11 protein-coding genes are annotated in these 14,344 nt (G+C 40.1%); 3 read left to right on the top strand and 8 right to left on the bottom strand.

From position 1 onward, the window contains the following. Window positions 1-272: 272 nt before the first annotated feature. The 4 genes from MKX55_RS08705 to MKX55_RS08690 all read right to left on the bottom strand — a co-directional run bounded on the left by MKX55_RS08705 (window position 273) and on the right by MKX55_RS08690 (window position 5,515). Complete coding sequence (locus tag MKX55_RS08705; RefSeq protein ID WP_339237645.1) at window positions 273-1,445, bottom strand: saccharopine dehydrogenase C-terminal domain-containing protein; 1,173 nt, start codon at window positions 1,443-1,445, stop codon at window positions 273-275. Window positions 1,446-1,497: 52 nt separating this feature from the next. Continuing rightward, a complete protein-coding gene (locus MKX55_RS08700) occupies window positions 1,498-2,997 on the bottom strand; it encodes an aldehyde dehydrogenase family protein (RefSeq protein ID WP_339237643.1) in 1,500 nt (499 codons plus the stop codon). 393 nt (window positions 2,998-3,390) lie between these two features. Then, the gene (locus MKX55_RS08695; RefSeq protein WP_339237640.1) at window positions 3,391-4,296 is read right to left on the bottom strand and encodes a quinate/shikimate dehydrogenase; all 906 of its coding nucleotides are present in this window, start codon (window positions 4,294-4,296) and stop codon (window positions 3,391-3,393) included. A 22-nt stretch (window positions 4,297-4,318) separates the two neighbouring features. Continuing rightward, window positions 4,319-5,515: an MFS transporter gene (locus MKX55_RS08690; protein ID WP_256706036.1), complete on the bottom strand. Its 1,197-nt coding sequence runs from the start codon at window positions 5,513-5,515 to the stop codon at window positions 4,319-4,321. 438 nt (window positions 5,516-5,953) lie between these two features. On the opposite strand from MKX55_RS08690, the gene MKX55_RS08685 reads away from it, so the two are divergent. Continuing rightward, a complete protein-coding gene (locus tag MKX55_RS08685) occupies window positions 5,954-7,309 on the top strand; it encodes a sodium-dependent transporter (RefSeq protein WP_339237636.1) in 1,356 nt (451 codons plus the stop codon). 586 nt (window positions 7,310-7,895) lie between these two features. Further along, on the top strand, window positions 7,896-9,245 hold the full coding sequence (locus tag MKX55_RS08680) for a CoA-disulfide reductase (protein ID WP_256706035.1): 1,350 nt from the start codon (window positions 7,896-7,898) through the stop codon (window positions 9,243-9,245). Between the two features lie 35 nt (window positions 9,246-9,280). Here the strand turns inward: MKX55_RS08680 and MKX55_RS08675 are convergent, their stop codons facing one another. The 4 genes from MKX55_RS08675 to MKX55_RS08660 form a co-directional block, all read right to left on the bottom strand. Next, window positions 9,281-9,949, bottom strand: coding sequence for a hypothetical protein (locus tag MKX55_RS08675; RefSeq protein ID WP_042533379.1), 669 nt, complete (start codon window positions 9,947-9,949; stop codon window positions 9,281-9,283). A gap of 312 nt (window positions 9,950-10,261) precedes the next feature. Continuing rightward, window positions 10,262-12,148 carry an ABC-F family ATP-binding cassette domain-containing protein gene (locus MKX55_RS08670; RefSeq protein ID WP_339237633.1) on the bottom strand — a complete coding sequence of 629 codons (1,887 nt, stop codon included), beginning with the start codon at window positions 12,146-12,148 and terminating at the stop codon, window positions 10,262-10,264. 29 nt (window positions 12,149-12,177) lie between these two features. Next, entirely contained in the window at window positions 12,178-12,363 is a 186-nt protein-coding gene (locus MKX55_RS08665; RefSeq protein ID WP_042533375.1) for a hypothetical protein, read from the bottom strand. A 317-nt stretch (window positions 12,364-12,680) separates the two neighbouring features. Beyond that, on the bottom strand, window positions 12,681-13,199 hold the full coding sequence (locus tag MKX55_RS08660; RefSeq protein WP_332094483.1) for a redoxin domain-containing protein: 519 nt from the start codon (window positions 13,197-13,199) through the stop codon (window positions 12,681-12,683). A 98-nt stretch (window positions 13,200-13,297) separates the two neighbouring features. Here MKX55_RS08660 and MKX55_RS08655 point away from each other — a divergent pair, with 98 nt between their 5' ends. After that, window positions 13,298-14,284: a P1 family peptidase gene (locus MKX55_RS08655; protein ID WP_332094484.1), complete on the top strand. Its 987-nt coding sequence runs from the start codon at window positions 13,298-13,300 to the stop codon at window positions 14,282-14,284. The last annotated feature ends 60 nt before the right edge of the window (window positions 14,285-14,344 follow it).

Raw genomic sequence — 14,344 nt, 5'->3', positions numbered from 1 at the left:
TACGGGGACTTATAACCCCTGTATATGATTAAAATAGCTTTTCCTTTTAAAAATTAGAGTTTCAAGGGCTTTTTAAAGCTGTCTAAAAGAATGTTAGAAAGAAACGAAGCAACGAGCTCACTTAGTTTCTCTCTCCATCTTTTATATTTAAAGTACAATCGTCTCTTTTGAGTAAATCAACCAAAGGTTCTTCCTTTTTTTAAAATACCGAATGGGAAGTTCTTTTTGTCGTGCTCTTTAATGAAATCGTTTTCTATATTAACTTATCTTTGTCAAGAAACTGTGGATTGTGTTTCCATCGATATTTTTTCTTTAATCATTACTCCCCTTTTTGCCATCTCGTTAATATAAGCTTTTCCAGGGATGATTTTTTCAGGCGGGTATACTCCTTTTTTTGTGATGGTCCCTCCAGCAATCATCTGTGCAGCAATAGAAATGGTATTCGCTGTTGCCCGTGCCATCGCCGTCACACCAGTCTCCTGATCTTTATATGTCACCATTTCATAGGTGAATACCGTTTTTACACGCTTGTTATAGCCTGTAATTACAGCACGTAATAAAACGACATCTTTTTTATCCTTTAAATCGACAATAGGATCAAGCACCTTCAGCAAAACCTTCCGGGGGCTGACTTTTACACCATCGATAACCACCTCATAATTGTTCCTGGTTAAATTCAAATCGACCAGCAGCTTGAATTTTTCTGCATGCCCGGGATAACGTATTGTTTTATATTCCAATGTCTCTAAATAAGGAAAAGACTTTGTCAGTGTTGACGTTCCGCCTGAGGTGTGAAATGCCTCCAACTCTCCAAAATCAGCAAATTCTATCGGCTCTATTTCAGATAAGGATGGCACGGTGATTAATTTATGATTCCGGATAATCTCTGATGGATCGGTATAATGATCTAATACACCTTCCATAGAAAATACATGATTATATTTTAAAGGAGCTTCCGGCTGGACAGGAATCCCGCCTACAAATAATTGAATGGAAGCTGCTTTTTCTAATTTGCTGGCACCATAACCGGATAATATATTGATCATACCGGGGGCTACACCTAAATCAGGGATAATCGTTACACCGGCAGCCCTCGCCTCTCCTTCCAGCTCCAGCACTTTATCCGTAATATGGTCAATATGACCTCCCAGATCTACGACCGAGGTGCCCACTTTGATGCCTGTTTTCGCAACCGTCTCATTAAAGGTATAAAATAAAGCATTCACTACTACATCAAAACGGCTCATAAAATCAGCGAGCTCCGCTTCATTTTTTGCATTTACCTGATAGGCCGTCATCAGAGGCGATTGAAGCTGATAACAAATATCCTGAGCCCGCCCTAAATCGATATCTGCAAGACCAATTTCTTTGATGCCCTCACTATTTGCCAAATCTCTTGCAACCTCTTTTCCCATGAGGCCGGTTCCTAACACTCCTATTTTCATGCTAATTCCTCCTTTTCGCTTCCTGCTTTTCAAGGCAACCTATCATGATAGTCTATGCATCTGTATCAATTTGGGCACGCTGCAGCTTCCCGCTATAATCGACATAGACTGCCTTCCATTCTGTAAAAACATCAAGCGCCTGCACACCGGAATCACGATGGCCATTCCCCGTGCCCTTTGTTCCTCCAAAAGGTAAATGGATTTCCGCTCCTGTTGTTCCGGCATTGACGTAAACAATCCCCGTATCTAAATCACGCTGCGCTTGAAAAACTCGATTGACATCCTTGGTGAATATAGAACTGGATAAGCCATACTTCACCTTATTATTTGCAGCAATGGCTTCTTCAAAATTATTTACTTCAATGAGTGAAACAACCGGCCCAAAAATTTCTTCCTGTGCAATTCGCATATCTATCGAAACGTCAGTAAATAGCGTCGGTTCAAAGTAAAAGCCTTTCTCATAATTTTCTACAGTAAGCTGTTTGCCGCCAGCAGCTAATTTTGCTCCTTCTTCTTTCCCAATTTCTATATATTTTAAGATTTTATCTAAGCCGGTCTGATTAATGATTGGACCAATCTTATTATTGGAATCAAGTCCATCTCCTATCGTCAGGTTTTTCATCGCTTTTAATAAACGTTCTTCCAGTGTTTTTCGAACAGCCTTATGGACAATAACGCGGCTGCAGGCGGTACAGCGCTGGCCGCTTGTTCCAAAGGCGCTCCAGAGAATCCCCTCTACGACTAAATCAATATCTGCATCTTCCATTACAATCACAGCATTCTTCCCGCCCATTTCAAGGGAAACCTTTTTCAATTGTTTCCCGCATTCCGTTGCTACCTTTCTGCCAGTTTCATTGGAGCCGGTGAATGAAATAACACGGATTGCATCATGCTCAATCATTGCCTGCCCGACGATAGCACCAGAACCATAGACAACTTGAAGAATTCCTTTTGGCAGTCCTGCTTCCTCAAAAATCCTTGCTAATTCATTTGCCATAAGCGGGGTTTCCGAGGAAGGCTTCCAGATAACTGCATTCCCGGAAACAATTGCTGGAAACGATTTCCATGTCGCAATTGCAATCGGGAAATTCCATGGCGTGATAATCCCGACCACCCCGACTGGGCATCTCTCGCTCATCGCAAATTTATCCTTTAATTCAGAAGGGGTAGTCTGCCCAAATAAACGCCTTCCCTCTCCTGCCATATAAAAAGCCATATCGATTCCTTCTTGAACCTCTCCCCGTGCTTCTTCAATGACTTTCCCGTTTTCCAATGTTAATAGCTGAGATAACCTTTCCTTCCGTTCCTTCATCATTGTTCCTGCTTTATACAATAGTTCTGCACGCTGCGGCGCAGGTACCAGTGCCCACTCCCTTTGTGCAATACGTGCTGATTCTGCTGCCTGTGTAATTGCTTCTGCACCGGAATTAGGAACTTCTGCAATTACTTCTCCATTTGCCGGATTATAGACCTTTTCCTTATTTGTTACCTCTGTCCATTCACCGTTAATAAAGTTTTTTAAATTTCTCTCTTCTTTTGTAAGCGTTATCATTTTGATTTCCTCCCTTTTAAAAAATGATTCAATCACATTTCTCAGGTAAGTTCATTCATCAAATTGATTTGAGATGATTATAAAATACATATAGCTTGAAATACGCTGACCGTTTCCCGGACTCTTTGAAAGATTCAAAAAGATTAATTTGGTCTTGCGTTCTTCTTTCTCACAAAATAATTTACTCTTTCTAATTTTAGTATAATGGAACTGCCAATATGTTTACAACTAATTTCAAATAATTTTCAGAAATTGACATATATACTTACATTGACTTATGTTTGACGGATAATAGACAGTCTTCATCTTCATCGTTAAAAAAATTAGCTGGATAAAGTCCGGTTAAAACCAAACTGCATCCAGCCAATCAAACGCTTTTTTAGGTTGCTTCAATTAAAACATGATTTTTTTTATTTTTTCACGAGGCATTTCCTCACCAGTGAATTTTTCGAATGCAAGCGCCCCCTGCCAAAGCATCATGCCAAGGCCATTAATCGCTGTACTGCCACCTTCTGCTGCTTGCTGGAGCAGCTTTGAGCGCTGCGGGTTGTACACTACATCGGTAACAACAAGATCATCACGAAGCACGTCTAACGTATCGTCGATAATGCTCAGATCATCAAGCGGCTTCATACCAAGGCTTGTAGCATTAGCAAGAACGAGGCTTTCAGCAACTTCGCGGCGAAATGCTTCTTTATCCTCAAGCGGTAAAATATTTGCTTTTACTTGGTATTCTTGCATTTCTTCATTGATGTATTTCACGTTTTTTTCTGCATTGCTGAAAAATTTATCATCACGGGCGAAAACACTAATTTCCCGGATACCTGATTGAACAAGCTGCGTGGCAATTGGTGTAGCAACCCCGCCAGAACCAACTAATGTGACTTTTTGTCCTTTAAGTTCGACGCCGTGTTCAAGCAAATTAGACACATAACCAAGCCCGTCTGTGTTATATCCTTTTAGCTTGCCGTTTTTGTTCACAACAGTATTGACAGCACCGGCATGCTTCGCACCTTCATCAAGCTCGTCCAAGTATTGAATCACTTCCATTTTGTTTGGCATCGATATGTTAAACCCAATAGCTCCTATAGCTTTCATACCTTCTACAGCCTTCTCTAATTCATCGTTGCCTACTTCAAATGCAAGGTATGCATAATTTAAATCTTTCAGCGTATAGCCTAAGTTGTGCATACGCGGAGATAAGCTGTGCCCAATCGGTGTAGCGAGAAGCCCAACCAATTTCGTGTAACCATCTATTTTTTCTAAGTTTTTTTCAAAATCTGCTGCCATCCTATCCATCTCCTCTATTTTATTCTTACCCTTAAGAAAAAATCTTTTTTCTTCGGGAAGCGATATAAAGTGCTAACAGAATACCCAGTACTGCAATCACCATATCAAACACAAGGGTCATGCTGATTCCAATATAACCAACAAGTGACCCGGTAATGATTGGAACCAAAATAAAAGCGGCACTTGATGCAATATTTACATAAGCTGTTGTTGTTCCTTTGTTTTTCCGGAAAAAATCAGTCATGATACTTAACGCCAGCTGGAAAAGTCCTGAGGTAAATAATCCTAATAAGAAGGTGCTGACCAGAACAACCGGGTAGGACTCAACAAAGAACAGTAAAAGCATTGCAATAAAAGCTATAATTGGATAAACGATTAAAACAGTAATCGGCTTAATAAATCGATCCAGAACTACAGCAAGCAATATTACTGAAACCAGAGCACCAACGCTGAAATAGCTGAGCAGCTGAACAGAATCATGTTCACTTAAGCCGATAAACTGTTCGCCAAGTTCAGGTAACCATGTTTGCCAAACAACAAATAATGCCGTTGAAGTAAAACCAATTAAGATAATAGCAAGGCCTTCTCGCATCATGGATGGCTTGGCTTTTAATGCTTTCTTATCCTGTTCTTTATCTGATTCCTCATCTTCTGAAGCATCGCCATTTTCTACGTCAGGGAAAGGCATAAAGAACAAGTAAACGCCGCTAATGACATAAAGAATACCGAGGATAAAGAATGACCATCCCCAAAATATGCCATTTGCTGCTAAAAAGGAAATCAAGAATGGTAAAACGGTTGCTCCAATAGAGACAAAAGCTTTAACTAAAACAGTTGCTGTGCTCGATTTTTTCGGAAATGATTCAATCAGCGCCGGGTATGTCCCAGAATCCAATAACGAGTTAGCAATCCCAGCAGTAATCGCGAATGCAAATGCTAAATAATAGCTTGATGTCAGCGGCATACCGAGCAAAAACAGTAAATACAAAAAACTCGCCGCAATAATAATTGGCTTACGGCCGATTTTGTCAGAAAGCCTGCCCACAAAAAATAAAGCCGCTAATTTCCCAATACCGATAGCTGAAACGAGAAAACTGACCTGAGAGGGAGTCACATCATACAGTCGAGATAAATTACCCATATTAGAAGCAATAATAATATTGATCATGCCGAGCATGAAAAAGTTTAAATAGAGGCCGATTGAGGTCTTTATATAAGGGTTGTTCAACTTTTGTCCTCTCCTTTTGTTGTTACTAATTGATATACTTAGAATTAGTATGAGCGGCTTAGAAAAATCTATTCTCCTTCATTAATGGGCTTTTCTTGCTTTATATTGGAAAGACTAAGAAAACCAAAAATATCACTTAGTTTTTTAAACATCCGTATTCTTGCTAAGAAGATGTCCACTGCGGGAAGCGAAGTGTATTTCCGCGGCCTAAGATTACTCACTCCAAAAAACCTGTTGGAGCGGTTATATCCAGCTATTTCTATAACCATTCTTATTCTTTAGGAAAGGTTGTCCTTTATTAAAAGGCTCTAAAGGATATCCCAGTACTCAAAGGAATCGATAAAGTTATGTTTATGCCAGAATAAAACTCCCCGCTGAAGGAAGCTCCGTTTTATGATATACTGGACATTGATTTTATAGAGGAAGGATTTTACGAATATGGAAAAACAGACAGAACAATGGTCAACAAGACTTGGATTTATTTTATCCTCTGCCGGTGCCGCAGTCGGTTTGGGTGCTATCTGGAAATTCCCTTACATGACCGGGATGAACGGCGGGGGAGCATTTTTCTTTATATTTATATTATTTACTGTTCTGATTGGCCTTCCGCTGCTTATTGCCGAATTTGTTATTGGCCGCGGCGCCCAGAAGGAAGCTGTCAGCGCTTATCAAAAACTAACCCTCAAACGGAGTATCTTTTCATTTATTGGGCATTGGGGCGTTGCCGGGGCTTTTATTTTAATGTCCTTTTACAGTGTTGTCGGGGGCTGGGTACTGATTTACAGTCTGATGTCTATCCCAGGTATGGTTATCTCAGATAACGGTGATTATGCTGCTTTATTTGATACCATTACCGGAAACCCGCTGCTTACGATTGCAGGACTCGCATTCTTCGTATTTTTAAATTCCTTTGTTATCTCTAATGGGATTCAGAATGGTATTGAAAAATATAGTAAAATACTGATGCCTTTATTATTTCTTTTTTTCATTATTATCGTGATTCGTGCATTAACCTTTGAAGGTGCCATGGAAGGCGTACGTTTCTTCCTGCAGCCTGATTTTTCCCAGTTAAATGGTGAAAATATTTTATATGCATTGGGACAGGCCTTCTTTTCACTGGCAATCGGAATCTCTGTAATGGTAACCTACAGCTCGTATCTGGATAAAAATGTCAGCTTAACAAAATCAGCAGCTTCTGTTTCTGTTATGAACATTCTGGTATCCTTACTTGCCGGATTAGCGATCTTTCCAATTGTATTCTCATTTGGTCTTGAACCGACGGAAGGACCTGGATTATTATTTATCGTTCTTCCGGAAGCATTCTCGCAAATGCCTTTTGGTGAATTATTCTTGAGCTTGTTCTTGTTCTTATTCTTATTTGCGATTTTAACTTCTTCGTTTAGTATGCTGGAGATTATTACCTCTTCAGTGAATGAAAGAGTAAAAGCTTCCCGGAAACAAATTGCCTGGGTTGCCGGAGTGGCCGTATTTATCTTTGGGATACCAGCCGCTTTATCATCCAATGCCCTTGCTGATTTTCACATTTTCGGAAAAACAGCATTCGACGCAAGTGATTTCTTAGTCAGCAACATTATGCTTCCTGTCGGCTGTTTATTTATCGCCTTATTTGTAGGATTTAAAATGAATCGTGCATTAGTCGAGCAAGAATTTCATGCAGGAAATCCTTTTGGCAACGGAATGTTCCAAGTATGGTACCAGATATTACGTTGGGTTGCCCCAATTACAATCGTGATTGTTTTCCTTTATTCACTTGGAATATTCGAGCTGTTTTAATAAAGCGAATAAAATCTCTCTGCTTTTGCAGGGAGATTTTTTTAAAGAATAAGAAAGCATATAAAAAAATGCTGAATACAGCCGCTCCAGAATTTGTGTTATTTCTTTATAAAAAAGTAAATAAAACATAGTTATTCTTAGATGAGAGCGGATGTTGTCGACTCCTGCGGGAAAAGCAACAGGTGAAGACCCCGCAAAAAAAAGTGAACTTCTTTTTTTCTACCCGCGGGGCATAAGTGCGACTTTGCTTCTGTCTGCGCCTGTCGGCTTGCCAATCAGCAAGTCTTCTGTAAAGGAGATGAGCTCGGGGCCCATGGAATGCGTAGTGTCTTTCTGGGGTTGCGATTACTCACCCCACCATAACCCGTCGCAGCGGTCGCATTAACCTGACAACATTGAAGATTACTCGCCCCATCGAAAACTGTCGGAGCGGACATCTCCTTGGCAAGAACACCGATGTTTTAAGTGGTGTTCTTGTTTTTTTATTGCATAAACACTTTTTAAATCGGACAATAACGGGAACTATATAGTAATGAACTAATACTATGCTATTTTAAGAAGCCATTTGGAAAGGAGCCATTTGAGTATGGTAAATAAAATTGTTATTGTCGGCGGTGTCGGCGGCGGTGCTACGGTCGCAGCACAAATACGGAGAAACGACCCCAATTCTGAAATTCATATTCTTGAACGATCTGGTTATGTATCCTTTGCTAACTGCGGAATGCCCTATTTTATTGGAGGAGAAATTACGGACCGGGATCGGGTGATTTATTCTGAAAATGATTTTGCAGAGAAATATCAGCTTTCTATTGAAACCTATGCAGAGGTTACACATATTGAAAGAGAAAAGAAAACCATTTTCTTTGAAAAAAATAATAAACCCTATGAGATGGACTATGATACATTGATTCTTTCTCCCGGAGCACGGGCTGTTATGCCGGATTTAGATGGTATGGAATCCAATACGTTCACATTGCGGATCATCGAGGATATGGACCGGATAGAAGCATTTATTTCAGATAAAAAACCAAAAACAGCAGCCATTATCGGCGGCGGATTTGTCGGCTTGGAAATGCTTGAGAATCTGCATAGAAGAGGACTCCAATGCTCGCTTGTCGACCATTCCGAGCATGTCATGTCAAGGTTAGATGCTGATATGGCAAGCCATGTCGATGAACATATAACAGAGAACGGGGTAGATCTTTATCTGAATGATAAATTGGAAAGTTACTCCAATCACGGCACTACCCTGCATCTTCAAAGCGGAAAAAGCCTTCAGGCAGATATGACATTAATGGCTGTCGGTATTACACCAAATATTGAGCTGGCAAAAGATGCTGGCTTGGAATTAGGAGAAACCGGGGCAATTAAAGTGAATGATGTCATGCAGACCAGCGACCCTGCTATTTATGCGCTGGGAGATGCTGTCGAGGAAGTTGATTTTATTACAAAAAAGCCAGCACATGTAGCATTGGCATGGCCGGCGCATCGTCAGGCTTTTGTTATTGCATCCCATTTAAACGGCGAAAAGATTCAGCGTGACGGGATTTTAGGTTCATCTATTTTCCGTGTTTTTGATTTAACGGTTGCTATCACCGGGCAAAATGAAGATGCGTTGGATAAATTAGATATCCCTTTTGAAGCAGTTCTGTCCAAAGGTTATTCTCATGCCGGCTACTATCCCGGTTCGGAAAAGCTCTGGATGAAGATTGTATTTGACCCGAAATCCGGACAATTATTAGGAGGCAGTGTTATCGGGCCAAAGGGAGCGGATAAGCGCATGGCCGTATTAGCCACAGCAATTAAAGGAAAACTCACTGTAGATGATTTAACCGACCTGGAGCTTGGCTACAACCCGATTTATTCAGGCTCTAAGGATGCTATTAATATTTTAGGATATAAAGCAAGGGAACAATGGAAAAAAGCAAATAAATGACACAAGCCGGCTGATAACATCCAGCCGGCTTGTTTTTAATGATCTTCAAATTGATAAACTAATTCATATCTTGTTTCATCTAATAATTCTGCAACATGCACACGGACGCCGTGACCAAATACAATCTCATCATCCGTCATCGCTACAATCATCGCCCGGGTATTATTATGGATATCCAAATAAATATCCCCGACAGCAGGCTGTAATGCATCATCATTCTCTGCTAAATAAGAAATCGATTCATCCTGCAGCTGTTTTTCTTCCGGAACAAGGGATTTATCGAAATAAGCAATTTCTTGGCTTGCCTCGGCTTTCCCTGGAACCATCACAACATATTCACTATGTTTAACACCATTATCGCGTGTTGTAATTACATTTCCGTCTTCTACCCGCTCTACCTTCTCGATTTCATTTAATGAATAATGATCTAAAAAGTCCGGAGTAGGCTTCACAATCAAAATATAATCACCAGCTTTTGGTTTTGCATATTGATCAATCGTATATCTTTTACCATAAAAAATAAATGTATCATTATGTTTAGGACGGTAAAAATTAATATCTTTTGCGGTTGTTAATACTTGTTTCATATCCTTTAACCGATACATGTGAACAGATTTTTTGAACATTGGTTTGACAGAATATACCTTATGCAATTCATTTTCATAAAATACAAACTGACCTTTTCTTACTTGAAAAAGCTTCATTTAATGACCTCCTTGATTAATCAATTCCAAAATAAGGTACGCTCTTCTTCTCTATATTCCCTTATACTCGTAAAAATGAAACATGTAAAAACTTTTCTTTTCAATTTGAGAAGTGATAGATTGTTTTAATTGAGGATCAGGGACTAATATTGCTATGCGCAATAAAAGAAGCTTTAGCTAGTTACAGGTGCGTTCAGCGCCTTCACACTAGACTTTTTTAACCTATCTGGTGATTTTCCAACGTAAGTATAACACGCGAAACAACCGAATGCTACCCAGTTTTTGTATAACTTCAAAATTAATTTCACCAAATCATTTTCCTGATTCAAAGCTTTCTTTCAATAATGATAATTCTTCCCAGCGTTGCATCTTTTCTTCTAATTTATCTTCTACCTCTTGCTGTTCTGTAAATAAAGGCTGTACCTTGCCAATATCACTTCCAGCTTCCGCAATTTCCTGTTCAATTTCGGTCAATCGTGATTCGAGCTGAGTAATTTCATCCTCTATTGTTTCCCACTCACGCTGTTCCATGTAAGATAATTTCTTTTTCGTTTTTACAGATACAGCCGCTTTTGATTCTTTCGGAACTGAAGCCTTTGTCTGCTTTGGAATCGCGTTGGTTTCCAGGAATTCGCTGTAGTTTCCATAATAAACAGAAACCTCCCCTTCCCCTTTGAATACAAAAAGCTTGTCTACAATACGGTCCAGGAAATAACGATCATGCGAAACGGTAACTACGACTCCTGGAAACGACTCCAGATATTCTTCTAAAACAGCCAGCGTTTGCGTATCTAGATCATTTGTCGGTTCATCTAAAAACAAAACATTTGGTTCATGCATCAATACTTTGAGTAAATAAAGGCGCCGTTTCTCACCGCCTGATAACGTGCGTATATAAGACCATTGCTGTGCTCTTGGAAATAGAAATTGCTCCAGCAGCTGCTCTGCGGTAATTACCTGACCATCTGCAGTATGCATGACTTCGGCTACTTCTTTAATATACTCGATAATACGCAAATCTCCATCCAAATCTTCGTCATCCTGGGTATAATAACCGATTCGCACTGTCTCGCCGATCTTTACCTCTCCCTTATCAGGCGAAATACGCTCTGCCATCATATTGAGCAAGGTTGTTTTACCTGTACCATTAGGACCTATAATACCAATTCTGTCCCCAGGAATAATCTGATAGGAGAAATCATGAATCAGTGTCTGCCGGCCAAAATCCTTTGAGATTTCCGTCAGGTCAATAACGTCATTTCCAAGCCGCTTCGAGCCCGCTTGAATAGCAAGATTTTCTTTTTTCGTATCAAATTTCTTTTCCTTCATTTCCTCTGCCCGTTCGACCCGGGCACGCTGCTTCGTCGACCTCGCCTTAGCCCCTCGTTTCAGCCAGGCAAGTTCTCGCTTTAATGTATTGCGATGCTTTTGCTCATCACTTATTTCCTGCGCTTCTCGTTCTGCTTTTTTCTCTAAAAACAGTTCATAATTCCCTTCATAAACATAGAGATTTCCTTTATCCAGTTCAAAAATACGATTAGTTACCCGGTTCAGAAAGTAACGGTCATGCGTCACTAATAAAATCGAGCCGCGATAGCTCTGTAAATATTTCTCCAGCCATTCGACCGTTTCGTGATCAAGATGGTTGGTAGGCTCATCTAAAATAAGCAGATCAGCAGGCTGAATCAGCGCTTTAGCAATAGCAACCCTTTTCCGTTGTCCGCCAGATAACTCATGAACCTTCTTGTCAAAAGCTGTAATCCCAAGCTTCGTTAAAATTGTTTTTGCATTAGCATTAGCCTCCCATGCCTCTGCCTGATCCATTTTTTGCTGCAGCTGTAACAGCTTCCCCTGAAACGACTCGTTCTCCGGTTCCTTCTCCAAATTTAACAGGGCTTGTTCATAAGCACGCATCAGTCTCATTTGCTCTGATTCTCCATAGTAAATCTGCTCAATCACCGTTAATTCCTCATAAAGATCCATTTCCTGTGCAATATATTCAATCTGATAATCCTTTGCGTGTTTTATTTCACCTTGATCCGGATCATCTATTCCTGCAATGACTTTTAAAAAGCTGGACTTCCCTGTTCCATTCACGCCAATCAAACCGATTCGCTCCAATTCACCGATGGCCGCATGGATATTTGTAAACAGATTTTTATCTCCATAAGACTTGCTGATATTTTCAATACGTAACATCACGCATCACTTCCTTCATAAAAATATGATTATGATTTATCAGACTCTTTCTTTTCCTTAATCCACGTCTTAATCATTAGAACGATAAGTAATAATAACCATGAAGTAACCAAGTAGAAAATAAGCTGACTGGCTTGACTCATCTCTTGAAAAAATGTAAGCAGGCCAACCCACACAATGAGAATAATCACAAATTGTCCAAGCAGTAATTTCATTTCTAACGCCTCCTTAAAGTTTAGGTTATCTATGTATTCTTGATTTTACTATCTATAAAAAAAACGCCTAACGTATATTTTATCGCATACGCAGGCATTTTTCTATCTATATTCATTATCTTTTCGTAAAGGAGACGTTCATTTATTCATGTTTAATTAAAAATCCTGTTCCTTATCGATGTTCAAACGCAGCCTCTATTATAATGCCATAAAACGAAACTTCACTCCGTGGGAGTTTTACGGACAGTCCTCCGTGATAAAACAAGTATTTCCGCTTATAGATAAAGATTTCATGCTTGTTTTTAAATCTTTACGAATTATTCTTTCTTCATCTGCTCAAACTGCTTCATCATCTGCTCATAACTTAAAGCGCCAATCGATTTAAATTGAATGATTCCTTCTGCATCAACCATATACGTCACGGGAATCGGCTGAATTCGATACAAATTACTGACTTCACCTTCTTTATCTAATAAAACAGGAAAGGTCAGTTCAAGTTCTTGGATAAATTGCCCCACTTTCTCCGTACTCATTTCTTCATCCGTTAAGTTTACGGAAAGAATGATTGGATCATGCCCCTGATAAAACCGCTCCATATCCGGCATTTCCTGCTTGCAAGGCGGACACCAGGTTGCCCAGAAATTAATCATGACCCGCTCGCCTTGAAAGTCAGACAATTGCAGGGTTTCCCCGTCTAGTGTTTCCAGCGTGAAATCCGGCGCTTTATCCCCAATCTCTGTTCCCTCCTGCACTCCCTCTGCATATGCAGGGTGTATTGTTAGTAAAAAAAGAAGCAAACTAATCATTAACATGTTAATTTTTTTATTTCTCCTCATTTAATCACCTCTGTCTTAATTTCTCCGATACCGTCTATGCCATACAAACGTTATCCCGTTTGTTATAATTTACTTAAAAATGAAAGGTTTTGAAGTGTATGACATTACCAAAAGGAACAAAAAACTGTATTACAGATGTCCCCGACGTGCAAGTAGGTCACGTGACGCTGTATGAGCACCTGAATGAAACAGATACGATTTGCACGGGAGTTACAGCTATATTGCCTCATACCGGAAATATATTCAGAAAAAAAGTTATCGCTGGAAATGCTGTTATTAATGGATTTGGGAAAACAACAGGGTTAATGCAGATAGACGAGCTTGGTGTTTTAGAAGCCCCTATTATGCTGACAAATACCCTAAGTGTCGGAGCAGTGATGCAGGGAACCTTAGCTTATATGCTGGAGGAGACAGAAGAAATCGGTGATACAGCAGGCACAATCAATTTAGTTGTGGGGGAATGCAATGACGGGTACTTGAACAGCATCCGCTTACAAGCTGTCAAACCGGAGCATGCTGGAAATGCTATTCAAAACGCAACATCCGAAAGCAGTCTGGAAGGAGCAGTGGGTGCCGGAACCGGCATGCAGTGTTTAGGATATAAAGGAGGCATTGGCACTTCTTCCAGAATCATCTCTGCTGAAAACAAAAAATATACGCTTGGCACACTAGTTGTAAGTAATTTTGGCAGACGTGAACAGGCTTTATTTCCTGTGAATTCTACAGAAAATCCGGATACACCTGACGGATCGATTATGATGATTCTTGCTACAGACGCTCCATTTTCCGACCGCCAGCTTAAACGGCTTGCCAAGCGTTGTGCAGTTGGGCTGGGGAGAACAGGGAGCACGATAGATAATGGAAGCGGAGATATCGCTATCGCCTTTTCCACAGCCGCAAAAATTGAGCATCATGCCAATCAGATAATTGAGCCTATGACAATGATTCGAGACGATCATCCAATCATGAACCAATTTTTCCAGGGTGTTGCAGAAGTGATTGAAGAAGCCATTTACCGTTCCTTACAGCAGGCAGAAACAACTGTGGGACGCGGAGGGAGAACATTGGAAAGGGCACCGATTTAAGAATTCTTTTTATTGGGCTGTATTTCTTCTTCCTATATGAAAAAAAGCCATTATCCATGC

The sequence above is a fragment of the Oceanobacillus sp. FSL W7-1281 genome (genome assembly GCF_037969835.1).
GTDB classification, from domain to species: Bacteria; Bacillota; Bacilli; order Bacillales; family Amphibacillaceae; genus Oceanobacillus; species Oceanobacillus oncorhynchi.
Note: the sequence above shows the minus strand (reverse complement) of the source record. Positions and strands in the feature narration are given on the sequence as shown.